The following is a 24,653-nucleotide window of genomic DNA, read 5'->3' on the forward strand; positions in this document are numbered from 1 at the left end:
TCTCGTGGGGTGTCCGCTCTCGCTCCACAAAATCCAAGTCAATCCACTCAGTAGAGTCGATGAGGCGGTTGGATTCGCACATAGACACTCGAACTACCGACCGCCTCGTTCTTAACTTAACATCGCCGTACGCACCCCAGTCCTCATTTATCCACTCGTGCTCGGGGGCGCGGTCATCTACGTAATCGAGCGTGGCGTAGAAGAACAAGAGGTCCCCCTCTTCAAGTCGCTCAATCTCAGTGGTCTTCGGAGGATGTCTATCGCCGTAGGTGTACTCTGTACTCTCGGAGATTTCAGGAAACGCGGGGTCAAAATGCGTGACCGTATCGCGAACCTCATCTGGGCGGATGTCATTCAGACCAAGGTCTTCGTATGTTGGCGAATCGACTGACTCGTCCGCTTCGGCTATAGGAACATACCGAAACGAACCATCAGAGTGGATTGGCCCCCTGCCGCCGGGTGAACTACTGTTCGCACCGATGTTGAGTGCAACTGCTTTCACAGTGTGTTCGAACAGAAAAGAGTTATAAAATTATCAGGTTGGGATTATCAGATTGTGTTTCTAGGACAACCTTCTACTAACGTTGTATGGGTGCTCTGTGGGGAGTCGCATTGTCTGGCAATAGCCACTGTATGGTGAGACCACAGCATTATTGGTTACCCCTAAAAAAGCCTGAGATGGCAGATTTGGGCATTTAGGAGCGATTTTGGGGGCAAAAATTCAAAAGAAACTCATATATGGTTAGGTCTCGTCAGGGCGGTAGAGGAACTAGGAAATGGCAACCTCAGAAAAATGGACAAGCGAAGAATCGATTCCCGAATACACGCTGGAGGAAATGAATGTCGCCCCTCTGCGAGAGAGTATCAAGAATCAACTCAGCCGTCTTGAACTCGAAGAGTACGAGAGCTGGCGACTGGAGTTCGCACGGTGGGCGTTCTACTGTGGGAAAGAGCCCGAGGACTACGAGGGCTTTGCACTGAGCTCGATGAAGAATATCGTGAGTCGAGTGGACACCTTCGCTGAGGAGGTCTTCGCTCGGGAGGGGTTCACTACGGAATTCACCGAAGAACATGTCAACGGGTACTGGCACCTCCTCCGACAGCAGAAGCGAGACTGTCTGACAGACTCCAAGCGTCGACTCATCAACGACGTATCGCTGGTTCTCAAGCACCGCGGAATATCTTGGAAAATTCCAAACAGTGAAAAGACGTATCGGAAGATTTCGAAGGAGTCTGGAGCAGGCTTCCCTGACTGGCACACCACCAGAGAGCTAAACGGTCTCAGAAGAGCAGCACTTCGACTGTACTCAGTGCCGCGTCAGCGAGAACTCTCTCCAGAGGAGCGTGACCGGTGGGCAGCACGGCTTGCACAACTGCTTGAGAAGCCCAAGTACGAACTCACGGAGGAGGACTGGGAGTTCGCTAACTCGTGGAAGATACCATCGCTTGTGTACGTGAGCCGGGACGTGGGATTCCGTCCAAGCGAGGTTGGAAACACAAAGATGAGCTGGCTTGTTCTCGACGAAGAGGACGATGCCTACCTCAAAATTCCAAAGCAGGAGGATGCGAAGTCCGGGAAGGACTACTGGCGGTGTTTTCTGAGTTCCGAAGCAGCTCGAATCACTCGAAAGTGGGTCGACGAACGGGCGACCCGGCCGGAGTACGAGGGTCGTGAGAACATCTGGCTCAACGGTCGGAATAAGACTCCGTACAATTCAAAATCACTCCGAGACATCATGCTCAAGCTTCAGCCCGAGGCGGGAATCAACCCCGAACACCGGGAGAATGGCTGGTACATGATTCGGCGGGGGGTCGGGACTGAAATCGGGAATGCCGAAGGCATACATGCGCTAAAGGCTCAGCTCCGTATCAAGCGGACGGACACCGCGCTCAGGTACATCCACACGGATGAGCCGAGCATTCGGAGGTGGCTTAAAGAGCGGTGAGGACTCATATTTGGTAATGACTCTTCGCGACGACTGCTGGGACACAGTCTTGACGGTTCTGGTGAACGAAGGGCGGTTCAAGCTATCCGAGTTACCGTTTGAAGACAGCGAGAAGCATACAGTGAGAAGAGTGGTGCGCGAGATGGAGTCGAAGGGCTGGGTTGAGCGAAAGAGCAAGCAGGCTGCGATTTGGCGGATTGGGCCCAAGGGGAGATTGCTCTTGGACGTGGACGAAGAGGTCGTTGAGAAGTCCAAATTTTAGTAGGCACTATTGGGTCGGTTTACGCCTGTGACCATCACTGATTAGACCATTTTACAGCTACTGGTGGGCCGTTCTAAGCAGAAATCTGTGAAGCGTTTTGTGAGCATATTTGGGTAGGTTCCTTGTGGAGGCTGAGACGCGGGTTCAATTCTCGCACCCGGACCTTTTCACGACGACCGAAGGGAGGAGTGACAAGGCCGGACGGCGAGATTGAAGCACGCGAGACGAGCGGAGCGAGTCTCGCCTCGGGTTCAATCCTCGCACCCGGACCTTCGACAAACCGGGGTGCGTTAGAGCCCGGAAGTCTCGCCGACGGCGTCTTCGAGCCGGTCGAGAAACGCCACTTCGTGTCGCTCGTCGACGTGCGCGATGTTCCACAGTCCCGAGTCGGCTATCTCGTCGCGAGGATTCTCCCGTCCTAACCACTCGTCGCTCCGGGCGTCGACGGTGTCACGCTCGTAGTTGCTGAGGAGTGCGATCGCGTTCCGCTCGACGTACGCGCGGTCGCTCTCGGGGCCCGGCTCGTCCTCGATCTCGACCCACAGGAACGGGAGGTCGCGAATGTACTCGCTGACTCGGCGCTCGTGGGCCAACTCTGCGAGGCGACGCTCCCGGTCGGCGGTCGACCCCTCGCCCCAGTGCGGGTACTCGTCGCCGAGCCCGTCCCGTTCGATCATGGCCCGGCCGACGTGCCTGCGGAACACCGAGCCGCGGTGATTCCCGCCGCCCTCGTAGCTCCCGCGGTTCGCTCCCCGGTGCGTCCGCAGCCGATTCCACAGCGACGTTCCGGACCCCGTCGAGACGGCGTGCGTGCCGACGCGCGTGACTCGTAGCTGGCCTGTAGCCTCTCGGGTCTCCTCGCCCGCGAAAAAGAAGTAGACCCCTCGTTCGGGCCAGTCCATGCGCCCGGTACACTCCGCGAGGCGTCGCTTCCCGCCGACGTTCGCTTCGAGCCGATCGAGGAGGTCGTAGAACCGGTCGAGGTCCGGGGCGCGGGACATGCGAGTCCGTTCCGGGGTGACGCACAAAGTCGCCGGGGGTCCGTAGGGTGGAACGGCGTGGCGGTCAGAACCCGATCCGCTCGCCGTCCTCGGGAACCAATACGTCCTCCGTCGCCGCCCGGAGTTCCTCGCGCGAGAGCAGGCAGTGGTTGATCGCCTCCATGTGGACCACAGCGACCGCGGCGTCGGTCGCCTCGCGCACGGCCCGCACGTCGTCGGCGCCCATCGTGATCGGCTCGCCCTCGTTGAACCGCGCCGCGCCGCCGTTGAGGACGACCGCGTCGGGCTCGAACCGCGCGAGCGTCTCCGCGACCGGCTCGTACCAGACCGTGTCGCCGGCGAGGTACAGCGTCTCCGCGCCCTCGAAGACGAACCCGGAGACGGGCCCCATCGCCTCGGCCAGTTCCCCGTGTCCGTGGCGACCGGGCGTCCGGTGGAGCGTGACGCCGTCGAACGACGCCGTCTCCTCGACCGGCCGCACGTCGGTGAAGCCGTCCTCGGTGAACGCCTCGGCCTCTGCGTGCTGGCAGAACAGCGGCACGTCCGGGTCGAGCGCTTCGACCGCCGCCTCGTCGAAGTGGTCCGGGTGGCGGTGGGTGACGACCACCGCGTCGTGCGCGAGGTCGACGTCCGGCATCGGCACGAGCGGGTTGTTCCGGTCGTTCGGCGTGTCGTCGATCGGCGGCAGCGCGCCCTCCTCGGCGAACAGGGGATCGACGAGGAAGGTCGTCTCGTCCACGGTCGCGAGGACCGTGGCGTTGCGGGCGAGGGTGACGTCGAGGGCGGCGTCGGTCGACATACCGCCCCTTCGACGAGCGCGGTGTTGTGGCTTGCGGCGGGCCCGCCGCCGACCGCGGCGTCCGCGAGTTATTTGTCGGCTGCGGGTCAACCCGTGCGTCATGAACGGACGTGAGTCGACGTGAGCCCGCGCGGTCTGTGCTCCACGAGCGACGGGACCGGTGACGACCGCGCGGCGGGCGTCGGGTCGCGATGAGCGGGTCGAGCGAGGGATCGTCGAGCACGAGCGGCGACGCGGACGCCGCCGACGCGGGCAGCGCGGACGCCGCCGAAGCGGGCGGCACGGACACCGCCGACACGATGCGCGAGCGCGCCGGCGAGAACCGGGTGAAGCTCTGGTTGCTGTTGCGCGCAGACCGGCTCGTCGTCGCGGCGGTGCTGACGCTCGCCGTCTTCGTCGCGTTCGTCGCCGTCGCGGTCGCGATATCGCCGTCGCTCGCGACGAAGGTCGGGTCGAGCGACCCCGTCGAGACACTGTTCGCGTCGATGATCACGGCGATCGTCACGGGGGCGACGCTCGTCGTCACGATCGGTCAGCTCGTGCTCACCCAAGAGAACGGTCCGCTCGGCGACCAGCGGGACCGCATGGACGACACGCTCGCGGTCCGGGACGACATCGCGGACCTGACCGGCGGGCCGACGCCCACCGACCCGGCCGCGTTCCTCGACGCGATCCTCGGCGCCGCGGCGGGGCGCGCTCGGGACCTCCGCGACTCGGTTGCGGGGCAGGGGGACGACGGCGACGGATCGAGCCGGGACGCGCTCCGAGCGGAGGTCGACGACCTCGCGACGGGGCTCACCGGGAACGCCGACGCCGTGCGCGGCCAGCTGGACGGCGCCGAGTTCGGATCCTTCGACGTCGTCTTCGCCGCGCTGAACTTCGACTACGGGCCGAAGATCGGACAGATAGAGCGCATCGCCACCGAGCACGACGACGCCCTCACCGACGACGAGCGGGGGCTCCTCGACGAGCTGAAAGCGACCGTGTCGCTGTTCGGGCCCGCCCGCGAGCACGTCAAGACGCTGTACTTCCAGTGGGCGCTGATCGACCTCTCGCGGCTCATCCTCTACGCCGCGGTGCCGGCGCTGGTCGTCGCGGGCCTCATGGTCACGGTCGTCGACGCCGGCACGTTCTCGGGGAGCACGCTCGGCGTCGCCCACGTGACGCTCGCCGTCGGCGGCGCGTTCGCGGTCGCGCTCCTCCCGTTCTCGCTTTTCGTCTCCTACCTGCTCCGCGTGCTCACGCTCGCGAAGCGCACGCTCGCCATCGGGCCGCTGGTGCTGCGCGACTCCGAGTAGCGGGCGCGGTCGCTCTCGGAGAGACGCTGCGCTCGGGGGCGGAAGATGTCGCCCGCGACACTAACGACCGGTCTCATCTCCGGCGGCGTGCCGCGTCGACCGGGAAACCCTCGTGGCGGGCGGTCGCCTGCGCGGCGACGGGCGGGTCGCGTCTGCGACCGATGTCACGCGCCTGGGTTCTCCGCGCTGTCATCGCTCCCATCGGGGAGTACTCGGGCGGGGACTGATGGCGCGCGGCTGCCGGTACCCGCCGACCGAAGTTAAAACGTCCGTCCGCGGAGCCCGGCGTCGAACTCGGACGCAGCGTGAGAGTGTCACGCATTCATATTTATCACGTGTTAGCCGTCGGAGCGGATCCGGAGACCTCGGGCGGATCGCGTCGCTCGGTGACGGTCCGTCGGGCGCGGGCCGCCATCGCCGACGCATCATCGTCGTATCGGCCGTTCCGCTGATCCGCCGCCCGCGACCGGCGGAATCGACCCGTATCCGAACGCACTTACGTCCCTGTCACGGACCCACGCGCAATGTCTGTCCGAGTCGGTATCCTCGGCGCGACGGGCGCCGTGGGCCAGCGATTCATCCAGCTGCTCGACGACCACCCGACCTTCGACCTCGCCGCGGTCACGGCGAGTTCGGAGAGCGCGGGCGAGACGTACCGCGAGGCGGCCAAGTGGCGCGTCGACACGCCGATCCCGGCGGACGTGGCCGAGATGGAGGTCGCGGAGACGACCCCGGAGGGGATCGCCGACGCCGACGTGGACCTCCTCTTCTCCTCGCTCCCCTCGGGCGTCGCCGCGGAGGTCGAGCCCGCGTTCCTGGAGGCCGGCTACGTCGTCTCCTCGAACTCCTCGAACGACCGCATGGCCGCGGACGTGCCGCTCACCATCCCCGAGATCAACCCGGACCACCTCGACCTGATCGAGGTCCAGCGCGACGAGCGCGGCTGGGACGGCGCCTTGGTGAAGAACCCTAACTGCTCGACGATCACGATGGTGCCGACGCTCGCGGCGATCGACGAGTTCGGCCTCGAAAGCGTCCGCGTCTCCACGCTCCAGGCCGTCTCCGGCGCCGGCTACTCCGGCGTCACCTCGATGGAGATCATCGACAACGCCATCCCGCACATCGGCGGCGAGGAGGAGAAGATGGAGACGGAGTCGCGCAAGCTGCTCGGCGAGTTCGACGGCGCCGAGGTCGCGCTCCACGACGCCGACGTGGCCGCCTCCTGTAACCGGATCCCGACGCTCGACGGCCACTTGGAGAACGTCTTCGCCGAGTTCAGCGGGGACCCGTCGCCAGCGGACCTCCGCGAGGCGATGCGCTCGTTCGAGGGCGTCGGCGACCTCCCCAGCTCGCCGGACCAGCTCATCAAGGTGTTCGGCGAGGACGAGCCCGAGCGCCCGCAGCCCCGCCTTGACCGCACGTACGCCGACGGGATGGGGATCGTCGCCGGCGGCGTCCAGTCGACCGACGCCGGCGCGAAGTACAACTGCCTCGCGCACAACACGATCCGCGGCGCGGCGGGCGCCTCGCTGCTCAACGGCGAGCTGCTCGTCGAGGAAGGGTACGTCTGAGCGCCCCCGACCGTCACCGGTTTGCCGCTCCGGCGACTGGCTCCCGCTCGCCATGTCGGAACCGACCCGTACCCTCCGTCGAGGCGTCGCCCTCCTCCTGATCCCACTTTCCGGAGCGGCCTCCCTCCCCGGATTCGTGGAGTCCGCGCTACCGGGCGTTTCGGACGTCGTCGGCGTCGGGCTGTTCGTCGCGGCCGTCGCCTACCTCGTCGGCAGCCTCGGGCGGCAGGTCGCCGCCGCGGCGGACACGCCGTTCTAGCCGGCGCGCGCGACGGCTTCCGGTCGAGTTACTTCCCTTCGAACTCCGGCTCGCCGTCGCCCATGAACGCCGTGATGCCCTCCATGAGGTCGTCGGTGTTCATCACGTGGCCGAAGCCCATCGCCTCCACTTCGAGGCCGGCCTCGTTGTCGGTGCGGCCGGCGTGGATCGCGCGCTTCGTGTACTTCTGGGCGATCGGCGGGCCGCCGGCCAGCTGCTCGGCCAGCTCCCGCGCCCGCTCGTCGAGCTCGTCGTCTGGGACGACCTCGTTGACGAAGTCGTAGTCGGCCATCGTCTCGGCGTCGTAGCGGTCGGCGGTGAGGATGATCTCCTTCGCGCGGCCCTCGCCGACGATCCGCGCGAGCCGCTGCGTGCCCCCCCACCCCGGCAGCAGGCCGAGGTCGAGTTCGGGCTGGCCCAGCTCGGAGCGCTCGGAGGCGATCCGCATGTCCGCGGCGGTCGCGAGCTCCATCCCGCCGCCGAGGCAGTAGCCGTCGATGGCGGCGATCACGGGCTTGTCGGACGACTCCAGCTTGCCGAACGTCTGCTGGCCCTGTCGGGAGAGCTCGACCGCGTGGATCGGGTCCGCGCCGCCGGCGGCCATGCTCTGGACGTCGGCGCCCGCGGAGAAGGCGCGGTCGCCCGCGCCCGAGAGCAGGATCGCCCGGACCTCGTCGTCGTCGTCGAGTTGGTCGACCGCGTCGGCGAGCTCGTCGAGGACCTCGCCGCTGATCGTGTTCATCCGGTGCGGTCGGTCGATCTCGACGTGCCCGACCCGGCTCTCGGCGTCGACCTCGACGTTCAGCACCTCGTAGTCGGGGCCGTCGTCGGCGTCGCCGCCGCCGTCGCCGCGGAACCCGCCCTCCTCGGCCGCCTCGCGCAGGTAGTCGGTCGCCTCGTAGCGCGCCTCGCCGGTCTCCTCCGCGAGCGCGTCGAGCGTCTCGACGAGGGCGTCGAGCCCCTCCTCGTCCGCGAGCTTGGCCGGGCCGTCGGGGAAGCCGGCGCCCAGCTTCACCGCCTCGTCGATGTCGTCGGCGTCGGCCACGTCGTCGCCGATCAGGCCGGCCGTCTCGTTGGCCATCACCGCGAGCAGGCGGCGGCGGACGTCCGCGTCGACCGCGTCGGTCGGGATCTGGGCGCCGTCGCCGTCCTCGTAGTCGTAGAACCCCTTGCCCGTCTTCTTGCCGAGGTCCTCCGCCTCGACCTTCTCGCCGAGCAGCGGGCACGGGCGGTAGGCGTCGCCGAGGACCTCGTGCATGTACTCCAACACGTGGTAGCCCACGTCGATGCCGACCTGGTCGGCCAGCTCGAACGAGCCCATCGGCAGGCCCATGTCGAACTTCGTCGTGGAGTCGACGGCCTCCATCGTCGCGTCGCCGGACTCGACGATCCACGCCGCCTCGTTCATCAGCGGGACGAGGATGCGGTTCACGATGAAGCCCGGGCTGTCCTTCCGGACGCGGACGGGGGTTTTCCCCATCGACTCCGCGAGCCCCTCGATCAGTTCGAGGGTGTCGTCGCTCGTGTGCTTCCCGGAGATGACCTCGACGAGGTCCATCCGCACCGGCGGGTTGAAGAAGTGCATGCCGCAGAACCGCTCGGGCCGGTCGGTGACCTCCGACAGTTCGGTGATAGAGAGGCTGGAGGTGTTGGTGACGAAGACGGCCTCGTCGGGGGCGTGCTCGACCACGTCGTCGTACACGTCCTTCTTGATCGCCATCTTCTCGGGGACGACCTCGACGACCACGTCGGCGCCGTCGAGCGCGTCCCCGAGGTCGACGAAGGCGTCGACGCGGTCGAGCGCCGCGTCGGCCTCGTCGTCGCCGATCCGGTCCTTCTCGGCGAGCTTGCCGAGCGACCACTCGATCTGGTCGTACCCCTTCTGGACTAGGTCGTCGTTGATGTCGCGGAGCGACACGTCGTAGCCGGCGAGGGCGGCCACTTCCGCGATGCCGTGTCCCATGTTCCCGGCGCCGAGCACTGCCACGCGCTGGACGTCTTCGAGTTGCATACCCGAACGGTCGGAACCGTCATGGTTGAACGTTTCCATCTTCCAAACGCCAAACTCGAAGTAAGTTTATTCGGGCGGGCCGCCCCCGCCGCGGCGGTCCGAACCGAATCGTACTCCCGCGTGCGGTCCCGGGTCCCGACATGGACGACCGAGTCGCGGCGACCCTGCGCGAGGACCCGACGATGGCCGCGCTGATCGACCGCCACGGCCCCCTCGACGTCGCGCCCGCTGACGACGAGTTCGCGCGGCTCTGTACCTCTATCGTGAACCAGCAGCTCTCGACCGCCTCCGCGGCGGCCATCCACGAGCGGTTCGTGGACGCCCTCGGCGGCGACCCGACGCCCGCCCGCGTCCTCGCGGCCGACGAGGCGGCGCTGCGCGAGGCCGGGCTCAGCGCCACGAAGGTCGAGTACCTGCGGAACGTCGCCGACGCCTTCCGCGACGGCGAGCGCGACCTCACCCGGGAGGGGCTGGCGGACCTGAGCGACGCGGCCGTCGTCGACCGACTCACGGAGATCCGCGGCGTGGGCGAGTGGACGGCGCGGATGTACCTGATCTTCGCGCTCGGCCGCGAGGACGTGCTGCCGCTCGGCGACCTCGCGGTGCGAAAGGGGATAGAGCGGATCTACAACGACGGCGAGGAGCTGTCGCGCGCGGAGATGCGCGAGATCGGCGAGGCGTGGCGCCCCTACCGGAGCTACGGCACGCGGTACGTCTGGGCGGAGTACGAGTCGTGAGTCGGCGACGGGCCGGCGGCGGTCGAGCGCGGGGCGCCGGTCGCGGACGCGCGGATCAGTTGGCCTCGCTGCCCTGTCGCGGGCGCCGCCCCTCCCCCTCGGCCGGCGCCGGGTCGTCGCCGGCGGCGTCCTCGCGGTACAGCCGGAGCAGCTCTTCGAGGAGAACGGCGTGCCGGTCGCCCGGGACGTACTGGTGGTCGATGAAGTCCTCGGCGTCGCTGAACCGCCCGCGGAGCGCGAGCTTCCGGACGAACGCCACCGAGTCGAAGAACGGGGGCTCCCCCGTCTCGCCGTCGTCGCCGCCGAGCTTCCGCTCCGTCTCGGGGATCACCTCCGCCTCGATCGCGTCGTAGTCGATCGTCGACGGCTCGTACTCGTCGAGCGTCCGCGAGAGCACGTAGTCGGCGGAGAACCGATAGAACTCCGACTTGCTCTCGAACTGCCCCTCGTCGACGAGCGACTCGATCTCCTCGACGACCGGCTCGGGGAATCGAACCGTGCTCTTCACCATATGCCGTCACATTGACACCCCCGGTCTTATACCTTCGCCAGACGGGCCCGACGCCCGGACCGGCGCCGCCCGGGCGGTCTACTCCTCCTCTTCGAGGATCTCGCCCGCCTCGCCGCGCTCGGCCTCGTCGGTGTCGGCGCGCCGGCGCACGTCGACCCGGTAGTCGGTGAGGATGTCGCGGCCGAGCAGCAGCGGGTACTCCATGTGCCCGCGGTCCTCGACGCTCGCCGTGACGGTGTGCTGGTTCCCGCCGATCCCGATGACGAGGTCGACGACCGGGCGGGCCTTGCCGCCCTTCACGCTGCCCGACTTGACGCGCGTCATGCTCTTGATCGGGCCGGCGCCGATCTCGGCGGCCAGCTGGGTGTCGATGCTCGTCCGGGTGGCGCCCGTGTCGGACTTCGCGAGCGCCTGCGTCGAGCCGGAGGTGCCGGTGACGACGACCTCCTCGATGTAGCCGATGTCGGGCTGCTCTGTCGTGTTCGGCTTCGGCGCGGGCGCGCAGGACGGCCGCGAGTCGTCGAGCGTCGCGGCGACGCGCTCGACCGCCGCCTCGTCCACCTCGCCGCCGACCGTCTCGATCGCGTGCTTCGCGATGTACGGGGCCGGGCTCGTCCCGGTCGCCTCGAAGAGGCCCTTGAACCCGGCGGTGGGGTTCACCTCGAGGACGTACCAGCCGTCGTACCCCTCCACGAGGTCGACGCCGGCGTAGTCGAGCCCCATCACCTCGGCGGCGTAGAGGGCGGTGTCGGCGGCCTCCTCGGGCATGTCGTCGGTGGCGTCCTCGACCGCGCCGCCGAGCGCGACGTTGGTGCGCCAGTCGCCCTCGGGCGCGTAGCGGTACATCGAGCCGACGATCTCGTCGCCGACGACGTACACGCGCAGGTCGCGGTGCTTCTCGTCGTCGCGGTCGATGAGCTTCTGGAGGAACGCCTGCCGGTTGCCGACCTTCGGGTTCACGCGCTCCGTGAGGTCCACCTTCCACGTCCCGCCGCCGTGGGTGCCGATCGCGGTCTTGTACACGCCCACGTCGCCGAACCGCTCGCGGCCCTCGTTGAGGCGGTCGTTCGACAGCGCCAGCAGCGCGTCGGGAACGCGGATGTTCCAGTCGGCGAGCGTCGCGGCCGTGGCGAACTTGTGGATCGACGCCAGCACCGCGTTCGGCTCGTTCAGCATCGGGCGGATGCGCTCGAACGTCGCCGCCAGCCCCAGCAGCTCCGCGGGCTGGTCGGTGTTCGACAGGAGGAGGCGGTTCGCGATCACGTCGACCGCGGGCTCGACGGAGACGTCGCCGTCCTCGACGCTGACCGCGGCGTTCTCCTCGCGGAGCCACACCGGCTCGTGGCCGAGGTCCTCGACCGCGTTACAGATCGCCTTCGTCTCCTTGCTGTTGTGCAGCGACAGGACTCCCACCCGAACCGGGTCCGAACTCATAGCAACTCCTGCGCGGGCGTGCCTAAAAGTTCGACCGATCGACTCGGCCGACGGGCCGCCCGGGGAGGGACGGGTCGCCATATATATAGCCCGCCCCCCGCTCCGCTCAGGTATGAGCGACGACCGGGCGTTCACGTACAACGGCGGGGCGGTGCCGCCCGGCGACACGCAGAACATCCGCTACGGCATCAGCGAGACGTATCTCGGCGACCCGGTGCGGATCCCCGTCACCATCGTCAACGGCGAGCGCGACGGGCCGACCGCGTTCCTCACCGCCGCGGCCCACGGCGACGAGCTGAACGGGATCGAGGTCGTCCGCGAGGTCGCCCACGAGTGGGACCTCTCCGAACTGGCCGGCACCCTCGTCTGCCTGCCCGTGCTCAACGTCCCCGGGTTCCTCGCGCAGCAGCGGTACCTCCCCGTCTACGACCGGGACCTCAACCGGTCGTTCCCGGGGAAGCCCGAGTCGACCAGTTCCAAGCGCATGGCCCACCGGATCTACGAGAACTTCATCGCGCCGTGCGACTTCGGGCTCGACTTCCACACCTCCACGCGCGGCCGGACGAACATGCTCCACGTCCGCGCGGACATGACCGACGAGGCCGTCTACCGCCTCGCGATGGCGTTCGGCTCGAAGGTCGTCATCGACAGCGACGGGCCGAGCGGCACCCTCCGCGGCGAGGCGACCGACGACGGCATCCCCACGATCACGATCGAGATGGGGGAGGCCCACCGGTTCCAGCGCCCGCTCATCGACGACGCCCTCGACGGGGTGCGTTCCGTGTTCGCGGAGTACGGGCTCCTGGAGACCGACGCGGTGCGCTGGCCCGGCTGGCGCACCATCGTCGCCGGCGCGGGCGAGAAGACGTGGCTCCGCGCCGACTCCGGCGGCATCGTCGACACCCACTTCGAGAGCGGGTCGCTCGTCCGCGAGGGCGAGCGCATCGCGACGATCACCAACCCGTTCAAGGAGGACGCCGTCGGGGTCGAGGCCCCGTTCACCGGCCTCCTGATCGGCCTCCTGGAGAACCCGGTCGTCTACCCCGGCAACCCCCTGTGTCACCTCGTCGAGATCGGCGAGTCGACCCGCCGGGCGATCGAGGCCGGCGACGCGCCCACCCCTGTCGGCCAGCCGACGCCGTCCGAGTGAGCCGGTCGGTCGCGCCGTCGCGGCCCCGTCACTCCCCGCCGAGCCGTCCCCGGAGTCCGACCGCCGCGCCGGCGACGACCGCGAGGAACCCGACCAGGAACGCCGCCGGCTGGATGAGGACGCGCTGCGCGACGACGGCGCCCGGCTCGCGCTCGACGGTCCGCGTCCAGAACTCATACTGCTCGCCGTCGCGCTCGACGATCAAGATCCCGTCACCGAGCGTCGGCTCCGTCGGATACGACAGCGAGTCGACGCGCTCGTCCGGACGCTCGACGCCGAAGCCCCCCTCCGGCGAGTCGCGAGCGCGGTCGAACGCCGCCCGGGCGTCGGGCGAGAGGTCGGCGTACGCGACGGCGGCGTCCGAAGCGTTCGAGCCGTTCGCCGGCGACTCGAAGCCCGCGACGGACCCCTCGGTCACCGGCTGGACGGTGTGCGTGTACGCGGGGGTCGGCTCGCCGACCGAGACGGGGAGGAACAGCGGGTTCGCCATCAGGAGGACGCCGAGCGCGACGAGCCCGGCGGCCGCGAGCGGGGTGCGCATACGTCGCGTTCGGCGGGCCGAGAGTTGAGCGTTCGGGGTCGCCGCCGCGCTACCGACCGATCGTCCCCTGCCGCGTCACGGGCGCGCCGGGGTCGATCAGGAACGCCACGGCGGTCGCTCCCTCCCCGCCCGCGGTCACGGTCGGCGGGGCGCCGTCGCCGGTCCAGAGGACGCTCTCCGTCTCGTCGAGCGCGACGCCGTCGACGTCGACGGCGCCCTCGAAGACGTACACGTAGGCGTCGCGCCCCTCGATCTCGGGGAGCGTCGCGCCCGCGTCGGCGTCGAGGCGCACGTCGTAGCAGTCGACCGCGTTGCGCACGGTGAACGGGTGGTCGGCGCCCGCGGGCGCGAACACGCGGCGCCACTCGTTCGGCTCGGGGTCGGGCAGCGGCCCGTGCTGGATCCCGGGTTCGAGGCCGAGCTCGTGCGGCCGGACGAATATCTGGAGCATCCGGAGCGGCGGGTCGTCCGCGAGCGTCTCCTCGGCGTGCCAGAAGCCCGACCCGGCGTTCATCACGAGCAGGTGTTCGGGGTCCGTGACCAGCTCGTTGCCCTCGCGGTCGTCGTGGCGCATCACGCCCGCGGGGACCCACGAGACGATCTCCTCGTCGCGGTGCTGGTGCATCCGGATCAGCGTCCCGGGGTCCATGAACGACTCGACGACGGTCGAGAGCGGCCCGTAGCCGTGGTCGTCGTGGTCCGGCGCGTTGCGGCCGGGGAAGTTGAATCGGGTGCGGAACTTCCCCTGATTTTGGAACACGTCGGAGCGCGGGGCCGGGTGGAGCCCCCGGTCGGCGGCGGTGGGAGTGGAGTCCATTACCAACTGGTAAAATCTCCGCCGGCAAAAGGCGTCCGGTGGGGGCGACGCGCTCTTTTATCCCGCGCACCTCGTTCCGGTACCGTGACGACCGTCCTCTCGGACCGTGACCGCCGCAAGCGCGACGACCGGCCGGACGGGACGTTCTACGACGAGCCGCGGTTCGTCACCCACGCGGACGACGCGTTCCTCGACCGGCTCACCGCGCTGTACGACTCCGTCACCGAGCCCGGCGACCGCGTCCTCGACGCGATGGGCAGTTGGGTGTCGCACCTGCCCGAGACCGACTACGAGCGCGTCGTCGGCCACGGGCTCAACGAGGCCGAACTGGCCGCCAACGACCGCCTCGACGAGTTCGTCGTCAGCGACCTCAACGCCGACCCGTCGCTCCCGTTCGCCGACGGATCCTTCGACGCCGTCTGCTGCGCGCTGTCGGTCCAATACCTCCAGTACCCGGGCCCCGTGTTCGCGGAGTTCGCGCGCGTCCTCGCGCCCGGCGGGACGGTCGTCGTGAGCTTCTCGAACCGGATGTTCCCGACGAAGGCCGTCCGCGCGTGGCGCGCCGCATCGATGGCCGAGCGCGCCGACCTCGTCGAGCGGTACCTCGACGCGGGCGGGTTCCAGGTCACCGAACGGATCGCCGAGCGCCCCGCTCAGGACCCGTTCTACGCCCTAGTGGGGACGCTCCCGTGACGCCTCGCCGCGTCGCGGTCGGCGTCTTCGACCTCGCGCTCGCCCTGACGCTCGGCGCGGCCGCGCGGCTGGCGCACGTGTTCTGGTACCGCCTCTTCGAGACGAGCGTCGCCGTCGACCTCGCCGGCTCCGTCGCGCTCGGCGCCGTGTTCGGCCTCGGCCACGTCCTCGTCGCCTCCGGCGACCGCGTCTTCGGCCCGGCGGGGAGCACCGTCGACTCGTGGGTGTGGCGCCCGCGGCGAACCGCCGCGGCGTTCGGGGTCGGCTTCCTCCTTCACGCGTCGATCGTCCCCGCGTTCACGCCGTTCGGGCTCGAACCGGCGGGCGTCAACGCGGTGCTCACCGTCGGTGGCGTCGCGGTCGGACTCTGGTCGCTCGCGGTCCGACGGGCGGCGAGGTAGGGCGGTAGGACGCGGTAGTGGCCGGCGGACGCGGTAGTGGCCGGCGAACGCGGTAGAGGAATCGGGCGGCGAACGCGCCCGCGCCGCTCGTCAGTCCGCCGTCGACGGCGCGGACTCCAGCCCGGAGCCGCTCGGCGGGCGGAGGACGAACACCGCCGCCCCGGCGGCGAGCGCGAGCGCGCCGCCGAGGAGGAACGTCGGGTTCCAGCCGAGGCTCGCGACGAGGTAGCCGGCGACCGTCCCGGAGAAGACCCCGCCGCCGACCTTCGCGGTGTACAGGACGGCGTAGTTGCCGGAGGAGTTGGCCGAGCCGTAGTAGTCGGCCAAAAGCGACGGGAAGAAGACGTACAGCGGCGAGGAGAAGAACATCGCGCCGAGGACGAACGCGACGAAGACGGCGCCGTTGCCCGCCTCGCCGGCCGCCACCAGTCCGACCCGGAAGAGCCCGGCGAGGAGGAACGAGCCCGCCATCACGCGCTTGCGGCTGAAGCGGTCGGTCGCCTCGCCGAGGATCAGCCGCGAGACGCCGGCCGCGACGGGGAGCAGCGTCGCCGAGAGCGTCGCGACGAGCGCCGCCAGCCCGAAGTTCTCCGCGAACCGGACCACGTTCGCGATGACGAGGAGGTCGGCGCTCGCCATCGCGATGAACATCGCGTACAGCAGCCAGAACTGCCAGGTCGAGAGCATCTCCCGCGTCGAGTAGTTGCGGCCGCGGATCGAGGCGGCCAGCCCGTCGTCGCCCTCGTCGCCGCCGTCGTCCCCGTCGCGGTCCAACCAGTCCGTCGGCGGGTCCCGGAGGAGGAACGAGCCGACGAGCGTCACGACCAGGATTCCGATCCCGATGTTGCGGAGCACGTCGCTGTACGCCGCCACGGTCGCGTTCGCCCGCACGTACGGGACGACGAGCGCGCTGCCGGCCGCGAACGCCATCGTCCCGACCCCGGTCGTCAGCCCGGTGCGGTCGGGGAACCACTTGACTGCGGTGTTGACCGCGACGGTGTAGACGATGCCGACGCCGACCGCGCCCAGCGAGTACAGCAGGTACAGCTGCCACAGGCTCGTCGCGTACGCGAGGCCGATGTACCCGCCGCCCGCGAGCACCGCCGCGAGGAAGGTGAGCGCGCCCGGCCCCCGGCTGTCCCGCCACTTGCCCGCCGGGAACTGCGAGAGCGACTGGAACACAACGTAAAACGAGAACACCGCGCCCAGCGCCGGGAGCGCGATGTCGAGGCCCTCGGAGAGCGCCGGCGAGATGGACGACCAGACGTACTGGTACGGGCTCACCGCGGCCATCATCCCGGCCGCGGCCGCGATCTGCCACCACCGGGAGAAGCCGAGCGTGTCGGCGGCGCGCGCGGCGTAGTCGACACCGCCCGTCGACCCGTCCCCGCCGGCCGTCGCCTCTCCCTCCCCGTCGGCGTCTCCCGCCGTCGGTTCGCCCTCACCCATCGTCGTCCGTCGTCCGCGTGGTGTCGGTCTGTGTCATGGCGTGCGTACCCCCGTCGGTCCGCCTCTCGGCACCGGTCCCCCGGTTCGGGGAGTTCTCATTTCCACCCACCGCGCTCGCCGACTAAAACTCGTCGTTGCGGTCGGTCCCCGCGAGCCGTTCGCCGGTCCGGAACCGCCCGCGGTCGCCCGGCGGTCGGTCGCCGCCCAATAACGGGTGGTCGCCGTCCGACAGCGGTCGCGACCCGTCGCGCGCCGCCCCGGATAAATTATGATAATCGTCTATCCTGTCGAAAATTGTTAAGATGAAGCCTCTCGTAGCCGTATTCGAACACGGGGCGTCACAGACCGACGCCCGAACCCACACCATGTCCACCGACGCCGACGCCGCCGACCCGCGCGACGGAACCGCGAGCGCCTCCAGCGACGCCGACCGCGTCCCGCGGTCTCCCGGGACGGGGCGCTTCGAGCGCGTGCTGGTCGTCACGACCGACGACCCCGCGGGGCGGGCCGCGGCCTCGGCGGCGGTCGACCTCGCGGCGACGCACGGGGCGACCGTCGACGCGCTGTACGTCGTCGACACGACCGAGGGCTGGGACATGGTCGTCGAGCGCCGCGAGCGGGCCGGCGAGGAGCTCGTCGAGGCCGCCGCGGACGCGGGCGCGGCGGCCGGCGTCGAGGTGGAGAAGTGGTTCCGCTACGGCACGCCGCACCGGGAGGCGGTCGACTTCGCCGCCGCGCACGACGCGGACCTCGTGGTGGTCGGCGCCGCCCGCCGGACCGGGCTCGACCGCCTCCTCCACCCCGACCCGGTCCCGGCCCGCGTCCGGCGCGGCGTCGACGTCCCGGTCATGGTCGTCGGCCCGGACGACGACTGACCCGCGCGGCGACCGGTTAAGTGGTCGCGGTCCCTACGATCGGTGTGACCCACGTAGGCATCGTCGGCGCGGGCGCGGGGGCGGCCGCGGCGGCGTTCGTCATCGACGGTGCGGTCCCGGACGCGGACGTGACGGTCTTCGAGAAGTCCGGCGGGCTCTGCGGGCGCGCGGCCACGCGGCGCCACGAGGAGCTCACGTACGACTACGGCGCGAACTACCTGAAGAGCGACGACGACCGCGTCGTCGAGCTGATCACGGAGACGCTCGACGACGAGGGGCTCGTCGACGTGACGGAGCCGGTGTACACCTTCGAGGCGGACGAGACGGTGTCGCCGGGCCGGGACGCCGACGGCCACAAGTGGAGCTACCGGCGGGGGCTCACGCAGATCGCCAAGCGCCTGTTCGGCCGCACCGACGCGACCGTCCACCGGCGGACCCGGATCGAGACGGTCCGACGCCTGGACGGCGCGGCCGACGGCGACGGCCGTTGGGAGCTCGTCGACGCGGACGGCGAGACGCGCGGGCCGTTCGACGCCCTCCTTATGAACCCGCCGGCCCCCCAGACGAGGGACCTCCTCGCGACCGCCGAGTGGGACGACCCGCTCCGCGAGACGCTCGTCGAGGCCGTCGGCGAGGTTGAGTACGGCAGCGTCTGGACCGCGGTCCTCCGGTACCCGTTCGAACTCGACGTGCCCTATTACGCGCTCGTCAACACCGACAAGGAGCACGCCGTCGGCTGGATCTCCCGCGAGGAGTGCAAGGCCGGCCACGTCCCGGACGGCGAGACGCTGCTCGTCGTCCAGGCGAACGACGCCTGGTCGACGGCCCGCTACGACGAGGACCCGGCCGAGAACGTCGCCGCGCTCGCGGATCACACCGCCGCCATCGTCGGCGACGAGCGTCTGGCCGACCCCGTGTGGACCGACCACCAGGGGTGGCGCTACGCGCTGCCCGAGGGCGGCGTCGACCGCGGTCCGGTCGACTCGGCGCGCGACGCGGGGCTGTACCTGCTCGGCGACTGGGTCGCCGGCGAGGGGCGGCTCCACGCCGCGCTCGCGAACGGCCTCGACGTCGGCGAGCGCGTCGCGTACGGGATCTGAGGAGATCGGCGAGAAGGCAATCCGCGACGGTTCTGCGACTGTTTTCGGCGCCGCCGCTGGGCGCGCGAGTCCTTTCGAAAAGCGGTTCCGCGGCGGTTCGGTCGGACGCGGGTCGTTCGCGTCAGTTCGTCGTGATCCGGTACTCGACGGTCCCCAGGCCGGGGAGCGTGAGCGTCCGGACGCGGCCGCTGCGGCGGCGCAGGGTCCGCAGGACGGACCGCGAGACGACGGCGAGCGCGACGGTGCCGGTCAGCAGCGCGACGGTCGCGACGGGGTAGGCGAACGCGACGAACGGTGCGACGACGAGCGCGAGGAACGCGAGCGTCCCCAGCGGCGAGCGGCTGCCCGGCGGCGAGTCGGCGCCGATCGGCCGGTGCGTCTCCGCCGAGGTGATAGAGCCTTGGTACATATCTCACCGTACACGCTCGGCCGACTAAAACCTTTCACTTTCCAAATAAGTTTTGAGAAACGGTACCACACATCACGCATTCAGAACATCTGAAACGGTTGTTAACGGGGTGTAAACGATACCATGGTACTAATTGGTATACTTCTCATATTTCTGTAAAGTGTCGGTAACGAGCGGTCGTTCGGCGCGGGTTCCCCTCCCTCGCCGGCCGGGGCGACCGGTCGCGGACGCCGCCGTCGCGTCACGCGCCGTCGAGCGCGTCGACGAGGCGGAGATGCGCGTTCGGCGGTGCTTTTATTTCGTTACGACCGCTTTCGTAGATACGAACGGAGCCACACGATGACACTCGACACTCCCACCACCGATCCAGCGGCCGTGGTCTCGGCGCCGGAGCGCAGGCGCGCGGTCGCCGCCCTCGCGGACGGCGCCGTCGAGACGGTCGCGGATCTGCGCGTTCGCGGGCGGGCCGACGAGATCGCCGCCGAACTCCGCGAGACGCACCTGCCGGCCTTAGAGGAGGCCGGCTACATCGAGTGGGACCGCGAGGCCGGGACCATCGAGCCCGGTCCCAACTTCGAGGAGGCCGCGAGCCACGTCGATGACCTCCCGATGCCGGGCGTCGAGGCCTCCGACGACTGATCCCCGCGGGCGGACAACCAATTTTTGAACTACCACTGTAGCTCAAAATATATTCAATTTTGAAGCGGTCTGTGTAGTCATAAAAATCTCACTTAATTGATTGGACATTGAATTTTTATCACATCGTCAACTGTAGATGAGTGATGAAACGCTCACGGGCCAAAGATGAGCTTCTCGATCACGCCCTGAGCATTGAGCCTGAAGAGTTTGAGCAGCTGAGCAAAATTCTTGTTGAGCAGACGGAACAGACAAACGATGCCGAACTGACTCCGTTTCACGGAGATGGTGGTATTGATATTCGTGGCTCTATCGGACGTGAATTTTATCGCGCGCAGTTCGGAGTACAGGTAAAGCAGTATACACAGAGGGTTGGAAGCCCAGCAATGCGAAACTTCGTTGGCGCACTAAGTTCCCATGACTACCAGTTTGGCTCATTTATCACATCTTCCGAGTTCAACAGTGGAGCTATCGATGTAGCTGAGGGTGAGGTAGCCCAGCCTATCACACTAATCGATCGAGACCGTCTAACAGATATCATGCTTGAAGAGGAACTGGGCGTCGTTCAGGCTGGAGGAGAATTTGAAATAGATCACGAATTCTGGGATCTGTTTGGGACTTCAACCGGAGAGGATCTTGTAAAATCGGATGCGGTGCCGCAGGCTGATTCTTTCGATGTTATTAATACTGTAATAGAGGGAATCGACGAGGGACACAGGTACAAACACCAGATTTTGGAATATATGAAGCGTATGACCGGAGAGGATTGGACACCTCGACAAGCTGATTATTACCCACAGGCAGCGTGGGCGCTCGGATACGTTCACAAGGATCCACAGGGTGAGTACGATGGCCGACAAATGCGTCAGTGGGGACTCACTCGAGACGGTGAAGAGTACCTGACATTCATTCGAGAGGAAGACGATGAGTCCGCTCAGGATAGCCTTCTAAAACACATTCAAGAAGCTGATATCATTCAGAGTGTCTTACAGTACCTCCGTGAGCATACTCCAATAAGCCATGATGACTTAGCCCAAGTTATTGAGAGAGAAAGCGAACTAAATGAGACAACCGCGAAACGGCGACGCGGAACGGTCGGTAAGTGGCTCAATATGCTTCCTGAGGTCCGGCAGTCTCGGGACGGTCAAACCTACAAATACGAGTATTTGGAAAAGAACCTAGGCGACTATTGACTACTTATCCCCGCCGTCGGCTTTAGCAAACTGATCAAGGTAAGCTGTTTTTTCTCGCCGGTTATCTGTTGGCACATTCGTCACAATAATCTCTCCGACTTCTCCTCGTCCATCGCTGTCCGAGTTGATATGTCTCTTTGCTCCAACATCGTGGACTTGGAACTCATCGAGGTATTCGTACAGTTCCCGCATCGGGGGTGAGTTTGAAATAACGACGTATGCTCCCATTTCGTTTAGTTCGACAGCTACCTCACAGAGCCGCTCCTGCTGCTCAGTGCCGAACTCCTCTGAAGAGTACTCAACAAAACTGGACGTACGCGAAACGGGTTCGTACGGTGGATCAAAGTACACGAGATCGTCTTCAGATGCGTAATCGAGTACGTAGGAGAAGTCGCCACACTCGATATTTACATCTTGGAGTGCCCGATGAGCTTCCATTATACGGGATGCTTGGACCCAGTTTGCCTCACTGTGTCGGCCAATCGGGACGTTGAATTCTCCCGATTGATTTTCTCTGTAGAGGCCGTTGTAACAGGTCCGATTCAGATACATTAGGAGTGCGGCCTCCTCCACTTTGTCGTAATCTTCCCCTCTCGGACGTCGGTTGTAGAGCTCTCGCTGTTGGTAGTAATACTGGTCAATGTCCTCTTCATCTGAGAACTCTCGATCGGGATCTGGGTCCGACTCTGGAGCATCGAATTCTTCGAGCAACTCGATGAGATCCTTAGGATCGTCACGGACAACCTCGTAGAAACTCATCAGGCGCTCGTTGATGTCGTTGATACTACTCCCGGGCGCATGAGGTCCAGTCTTGAAGAAGAGAGCACCCCCACCGAAGAACGGCTCGTGGTAGGCATTCACATCTGATTCAGGTGGGAAACATGCTCGTATCTCGTGGAGAATTTGACGCTTCCCTCCTGCCCATTTCAGAACCGGCTCAACCATCTTATCTGAGGGTGGCTTGCCTAGCATTATAAACGTCACCCAAGTAGAGTGGAGGTAGAATATCACAGGTATCGTCACCTGATTCCGCCACCTGGCTGCCCCGTTAGGGCGGGCTTTTTGACCTCCCCCGCCGACGGGTCGGGTATGACCGATCTCGACATCGACCTCGTCCTCGTGCCCGTCGACGGCAGCGAGGAGTCACACGAGGCGGTCGACTACGCCATCGCGCTCGCGGCGGAGTACGACGCGAGCGTCCACGCGCTGTACGTCCTCGACGAGGAGGTCGTCCGCGCCATCGACCACGGGGTGGTCGACGAGAGCGAGGTTGCCGACGACTCCGAGGCGTTCACCGACTCCGTGGCCCGCCGCGCGGACGCGGCCGGGGTGCCTCACAGCAACTCCATCGCCTACGGCTTCTCCACGTCGGTGAAGACGGTCCACCCGGGGAGCGTCGTCCTCGACACGGCCGAGGAGCTGGAGTCGGACTTCATCGTCGTCCCGCGCGAGCCCGTCTCCGGCGACCCCGGCGAGGTGCTGGGGAAGGCCGCCGAGTACGTGCTGTTGTACGCGAGCCAGCCCGTCCTGTCCGTCTGATGGTCGGCGGCCTCCTCCCCGCGGGCACGACGCTGCCGCCCCTGCCGCACCTCCTCGCCGTCCTGCTCGCGACCGGCGGGGTCGTCGCCGCGCTCCGCCGCCGCCGCCCGCGGGTCACCGCGCGGCGCGTGCTCGCGCTCGCCCCGTGGATGGCGCTCGGCTCCGCGGCCCACGTCCTCTACGTCGTCGACGCGCTCCCGCCGCTCCTCGCCCCGTTCGCCGGTTCGCCGACCGTCTACCTCACCGTGGGGGCGCTCGCGGGCGCGGCGTGGCTCGCCGCCGACGCCGCGCGGCCGGACCGCGTCGCGGCGACGCTTGCGGCCGCCGGCGCGCTCTGTCTCGTCCCCGTCGTCGCGGTCGCGGTCGGGACCGGGATCTCCCCGGTCGGCGCGCGCTGGTCGACGGTCGCGCTCGCGCTCACCGTCCCGGTCGCCGGCGCCGCCTGGGCCGGGCTGACGCGGCTCCGGCCCGAGGCCGCGGTCACCGGCTCCGTCGGCGCGCTCGCGGTGTTCGGCCACGCGCTCGACGGCGTCTCGACCGCGGTCGGGACCACTCAGCTCGGCTTCGGCGAGCGCACGCCCCTCTCGCGGGTCCTGCTGGAGGTCGGCGGGCTGCCGTCGCTCCCGGTGATCGGGGAGGGGTGGCTGTTCCTCCTCGTGAAGCTCGCGGTCGCGAGCGCCGTCGTGTGGCTGTTCGCGGCGTACGTCCGCGAGACGCCGGCCGAAGGGTACCTCCTCCTCGGGTTCGTCGCGGCGATGGGGCTCGGCCCGGCCGCGCACAACCTCATCCTGTTCTCCGTGGCGGCGTGAGGCCGAGCCGGGGCTCAGACGACCGCCAGCGCGAACGCGACCGTGACGCCCGCGAGCAGGACAGCCTGGACGAACGCGCTGGCGAGGGCGCCGACCACCGCGTAGGCCGCCTGCCGAGCGGCCTCGCGTGTGTCGCCGTCGTGTTCGTCGAGGGCGGCGACGAAGATGGTGCCGCCCAGCCCGACGACGAGCCCGATCGGCCCGAGCGGGATCAGGAGCACGATCCCGATCAGCGTCCCGACGACGACGGTCCGGGTCGAGGCGCCGCCGATCCGGCCGGAGACCATTCCGGACACGAGGTCCGCCGCGGAGGCCAGCAGCGAGACGGCGACGAGCGCGACCAGCGCGGGGAGGCTCGGCTCGGCGAAGCCGGTGGTGTACGCGTAGCCGACGACCGTCAGCGCCGCGAGGACGCCGCCCGGCACGAACGGGACGAACGAGCTGGCCGTCCAGACGACGAGGAGCGCGATCGCCAGGCCGGCCGCGAGAGAGACCATGCGGACCCGACGCTACGGGCGCTGAAAACACTTCACCTCGATCGACCCGGCGGGGGCGGGTCCGGCGACGCCGTCAGTCCTCCTCTTCGACGACTTCCGGGTCCTCGATGGCCGACTGGAGGGAGTCGAGCCCGTTGACCCACTCGGAGACGAGGCCGTACTCCAGGTCCTCGACGAGTTCGATGTCGAGCGCCTCGCCGTCGATGACGCGCGTGCCGGCCTGGACCACGTAGCCGAGCGCGGCGTCGAGGTCGTCGCCCTCCTCGGCCTCGGCGGCGGCGCGCACGAACTCACTCACGTCGCCGTCGACGACGCCGCCGACGACGTACTCCTCGGCCGCGTAGAAGACGGGGACGAGCGAGGTCTGGACGCCGTCGATCAGCATCACCTTATCCTCGTCGTCGAACTCCACGTCGGCGAGGACGATCTCGCGGATGTCGCGGATCTCCTCGACGGCGCGCTCCTCGCCGATGCGGTCGTCGTCGAACGCCGCGAGCACCTTCACCACGGCGATCGCCGCGTCGTCCTGGAGGTTGAGGAGGAGGCGCGCCGAGTCCTCGTTCTCGGGGTCGAGCTCCTCTTCGGCCAGCCTGTCGAGCCAGTTCTGCCAGCGTTCGTCGGTATAGAACGTTTCGACGGCGTCGTCGTCGGTCATGTGCCGTACGTCGCCCGGCCAACTCAAATGCCTTTCCTATCGATCGCCGCGCGAGACCGC

Annotated in this window: 27 protein-coding genes and 1 pseudogene; 15 read left to right on the forward strand and 13 right to left on the reverse strand. The window is 67.7% G+C overall.

The window, feature by feature from the left end; genetic code table 11:
* Positions 1-502 (reverse strand): annotated as a pseudogene (locus DVK05_RS17140) (hypothetical protein); the annotation flags it as partial.
* 274 nt (positions 503-776) lie between these two features.
* Here DVK05_RS17140 and DVK05_RS16920 point away from each other — a divergent pair.
* Both DVK05_RS16920 and DVK05_RS12705 read left to right on the forward strand, forming a co-directional pair.
* Positions 777-1,946, forward strand: coding sequence for a hypothetical protein (locus DVK05_RS16920; RefSeq protein ID WP_147437774.1), 1,170 nt, complete (start codon positions 777-779; stop codon positions 1,944-1,946).
* 16 nt (positions 1,947-1,962) lie between these two features.
* The gene (locus tag DVK05_RS12705; RefSeq protein WP_199712329.1) at positions 1,963-2,208 is read left to right on the forward strand and encodes a hypothetical protein; all 246 of its coding nucleotides are present in this window, start codon (positions 1,963-1,965) and stop codon (positions 2,206-2,208) included.
* Between the two features lie 290 nt (positions 2,209-2,498).
* Here the strand turns inward: DVK05_RS12705 and DVK05_RS12710 are convergent, their stop codons facing one another.
* Together DVK05_RS12710 and DVK05_RS12715 are read right to left on the reverse strand one after the other, a co-directional pair.
* Positions 2,499-3,209 carry a hypothetical protein gene (locus DVK05_RS12710; protein WP_121563820.1) on the reverse strand — a complete coding sequence of 237 codons (711 nt, stop codon included), beginning with the start codon at positions 3,207-3,209 and terminating at the stop codon, positions 2,499-2,501.
* Between the two features lie 64 nt (positions 3,210-3,273).
* On the reverse strand, positions 3,274-4,008 hold the full coding sequence (locus tag DVK05_RS12715) for an MBL fold metallo-hydrolase (protein WP_121563822.1): 735 nt from the start codon (positions 4,006-4,008) through the stop codon (positions 3,274-3,276).
* A gap of 191 nt (positions 4,009-4,199) precedes the next feature.
* Between DVK05_RS12715 and DVK05_RS12720 the strand changes: the two genes are divergently transcribed.
* From DVK05_RS12720 to DVK05_RS17720, 3 genes are all read left to right on the forward strand, one after another.
* Complete coding sequence (locus tag DVK05_RS12720) at positions 4,200-5,306, forward strand: hypothetical protein (protein WP_121563824.1); 1,107 nt, start codon at positions 4,200-4,202, stop codon at positions 5,304-5,306.
* A gap of 524 nt (positions 5,307-5,830) precedes the next feature.
* Positions 5,831-6,877: an aspartate-semialdehyde dehydrogenase gene (asd, locus tag DVK05_RS12725; protein WP_121563826.1), complete on the forward strand. Its 1,047-nt coding sequence runs from the start codon at positions 5,831-5,833 to the stop codon at positions 6,875-6,877.
* Between the two features lie 136 nt (positions 6,878-7,013).
* Positions 7,014-7,136 (forward strand): hypothetical protein, encoded by a 123-nt coding sequence (locus DVK05_RS17720; protein ID WP_255409717.1) that lies wholly within the window; start codon positions 7,014-7,016, stop codon positions 7,134-7,136.
* A 28-nt stretch (positions 7,137-7,164) separates the two neighbouring features.
* Here the strand turns inward: DVK05_RS17720 and DVK05_RS12735 are convergent, their stop codons facing one another.
* The gene (locus DVK05_RS12735) at positions 7,165-9,147 is read right to left on the reverse strand and encodes a 3-hydroxyacyl-CoA dehydrogenase/enoyl-CoA hydratase family protein (RefSeq protein WP_121563830.1); all 1,983 of its coding nucleotides are present in this window, start codon (positions 9,145-9,147) and stop codon (positions 7,165-7,167) included.
* A 140-nt stretch (positions 9,148-9,287) separates the two neighbouring features.
* Between DVK05_RS12735 and DVK05_RS12740 the strand changes: the two genes are divergently transcribed.
* On the forward strand, positions 9,288-9,884 hold the full coding sequence (locus DVK05_RS12740) for a DNA-3-methyladenine glycosylase (protein WP_121563832.1): 597 nt from the start codon (positions 9,288-9,290) through the stop codon (positions 9,882-9,884).
* Between the two features lie 55 nt (positions 9,885-9,939).
* On the opposite strand, the gene DVK05_RS12745 is transcribed toward DVK05_RS12740, so the two are convergent.
* Both DVK05_RS12745 and DVK05_RS12750 read right to left on the reverse strand, forming a co-directional pair.
* On the reverse strand, positions 9,940-10,395 hold the full coding sequence (locus DVK05_RS12745) for a hypothetical protein (protein WP_121563834.1): 456 nt from the start codon (positions 10,393-10,395) through the stop codon (positions 9,940-9,942).
* A gap of 78 nt (positions 10,396-10,473) precedes the next feature.
* The gene (locus DVK05_RS12750) at positions 10,474-11,829 is read right to left on the reverse strand and encodes a RimK/LysX family protein (protein WP_121563836.1); all 1,356 of its coding nucleotides are present in this window, start codon (positions 11,827-11,829) and stop codon (positions 10,474-10,476) included.
* A gap of 112 nt (positions 11,830-11,941) precedes the next feature.
* Between DVK05_RS12750 and DVK05_RS12755 the strand changes: the two genes are divergently transcribed.
* Positions 11,942-12,979: a succinylglutamate desuccinylase/aspartoacylase family protein gene (locus DVK05_RS12755; protein WP_121563838.1), complete on the forward strand. Its 1,038-nt coding sequence runs from the start codon at positions 11,942-11,944 to the stop codon at positions 12,977-12,979.
* 28 nt (positions 12,980-13,007) lie between these two features.
* Here the strand turns inward: DVK05_RS12755 and DVK05_RS12760 are convergent, their stop codons facing one another.
* Together DVK05_RS12760 and DVK05_RS12765 are read right to left on the reverse strand one after the other, a co-directional pair.
* Positions 13,008-13,520, reverse strand: coding sequence for a hypothetical protein (locus DVK05_RS12760; protein WP_121563840.1), 513 nt, complete (start codon positions 13,518-13,520; stop codon positions 13,008-13,010).
* A 49-nt stretch (positions 13,521-13,569) separates the two neighbouring features.
* Positions 13,570-14,337: a pirin family protein gene (locus DVK05_RS12765; RefSeq protein WP_121563842.1), complete on the reverse strand. Its 768-nt coding sequence runs from the start codon at positions 14,335-14,337 to the stop codon at positions 13,570-13,572.
* Positions 14,338-14,421: 84 nt separating this feature from the next.
* On the opposite strand from DVK05_RS12765, the gene DVK05_RS12770 reads away from it, so the two are divergent.
* Together DVK05_RS12770 and DVK05_RS12775 are read left to right on the forward strand one after the other, a co-directional pair.
* Entirely contained in the window at positions 14,422-15,030 is a 609-nt protein-coding gene (locus DVK05_RS12770) for a class I SAM-dependent methyltransferase (protein WP_121563844.1), read from the forward strand.
* Positions 15,027-15,431 (forward strand): hypothetical protein, encoded by a 405-nt coding sequence (locus tag DVK05_RS12775; protein ID WP_121563846.1) that lies wholly within the window; start codon positions 15,027-15,029, stop codon positions 15,429-15,431. Before DVK05_RS12770 ends, DVK05_RS12775 begins: the two co-directional genes overlap by 4 nt.
* A 90-nt stretch (positions 15,432-15,521) precedes the next feature.
* Here the strand turns inward: DVK05_RS12775 and DVK05_RS12780 are convergent, their stop codons facing one another.
* On the reverse strand, positions 15,522-16,880 hold the full coding sequence (locus tag DVK05_RS12780) for an OFA family MFS transporter (protein ID WP_121563848.1): 1,359 nt from the start codon (positions 16,878-16,880) through the stop codon (positions 15,522-15,524).
* A 365-nt stretch (positions 16,881-17,245) separates the two neighbouring features.
* On the opposite strand from DVK05_RS12780, the gene DVK05_RS12785 reads away from it, so the two are divergent.
* On the forward strand, positions 17,246-17,755 hold the full coding sequence (locus DVK05_RS12785) for a universal stress protein (protein ID WP_121563850.1): 510 nt from the start codon (positions 17,246-17,248) through the stop codon (positions 17,753-17,755).
* 44 nt (positions 17,756-17,799) lie between these two features.
* Positions 17,800-18,855, forward strand: coding sequence for an NAD(P)/FAD-dependent oxidoreductase (locus tag DVK05_RS12790; RefSeq protein ID WP_121563852.1), 1,056 nt, complete (start codon positions 17,800-17,802; stop codon positions 18,853-18,855).
* 121 nt (positions 18,856-18,976) lie between these two features.
* Here DVK05_RS12790 and DVK05_RS12795 read toward each other — a convergent pair whose 3' ends face one another.
* Positions 18,977-19,264, reverse strand: coding sequence for a hypothetical protein (locus tag DVK05_RS12795; RefSeq protein ID WP_121563854.1), 288 nt, complete (start codon positions 19,262-19,264; stop codon positions 18,977-18,979).
* 339 nt (positions 19,265-19,603) lie between these two features.
* On the opposite strand from DVK05_RS12795, the gene DVK05_RS12800 reads away from it, so the two are divergent.
* Both DVK05_RS12800 and DVK05_RS12805 read left to right on the forward strand, forming a co-directional pair.
* Positions 19,604-19,903: a hypothetical protein gene (locus tag DVK05_RS12800; RefSeq protein ID WP_121563856.1), complete on the forward strand. Its 300-nt coding sequence runs from the start codon at positions 19,604-19,606 to the stop codon at positions 19,901-19,903.
* Between the two features lie 143 nt (positions 19,904-20,046).
* A complete protein-coding gene (locus DVK05_RS12805; protein ID WP_121563858.1) occupies positions 20,047-21,093 on the forward strand; it encodes a restriction endonuclease in 1,047 nt (348 codons plus the stop codon).
* Here the strand turns inward: DVK05_RS12805 and DVK05_RS12810 are convergent, their stop codons facing one another.
* Positions 21,094-22,038: a Dam family site-specific DNA-(adenine-N6)-methyltransferase gene (locus DVK05_RS12810; RefSeq protein WP_121563860.1), complete on the reverse strand. Its 945-nt coding sequence runs from the start codon at positions 22,036-22,038 to the stop codon at positions 21,094-21,096.
* Positions 22,039-22,182: 144 nt separating this feature from the next.
* Here DVK05_RS12810 and DVK05_RS12815 point away from each other — a divergent pair, with 144 nt between their 5' ends.
* On the forward strand, positions 22,183-22,632 hold the full coding sequence (locus DVK05_RS12815) for a universal stress protein (RefSeq protein ID WP_053772750.1): 450 nt from the start codon (positions 22,183-22,185) through the stop codon (positions 22,630-22,632).
* A complete protein-coding gene (locus DVK05_RS12820) occupies positions 22,632-23,441 on the forward strand; it encodes a DUF63 family protein (protein ID WP_121563862.1) in 810 nt (269 codons plus the stop codon). Before DVK05_RS12815 ends, DVK05_RS12820 begins: the two co-directional genes overlap by 1 nt.
* Positions 23,442-23,455: 14 nt before the next feature.
* Here the strand turns inward: DVK05_RS12820 and DVK05_RS12825 are convergent, their stop codons facing one another.
* A complete protein-coding gene (locus tag DVK05_RS12825; RefSeq protein WP_121563864.1) occupies positions 23,456-23,938 on the reverse strand; it encodes a DUF456 domain-containing protein in 483 nt (160 codons plus the stop codon).
* Between the two features lie 73 nt (positions 23,939-24,011).
* Positions 24,012-24,593: a DUF2150 family protein gene (locus tag DVK05_RS12830; protein ID WP_121563866.1), complete on the reverse strand. Its 582-nt coding sequence runs from the start codon at positions 24,591-24,593 to the stop codon at positions 24,012-24,014.
* Positions 24,594-24,653 lie beyond the last annotated feature (60 nt).

It is taken from the genome of Halorubrum sp. Atlit-8R, assembly GCF_003666025.1.
Taxonomy (GTDB): domain Archaea; phylum Halobacteriota; class Halobacteria; order Halobacteriales; family Haloferacaceae; genus Halorubrum; species Halorubrum salinarum.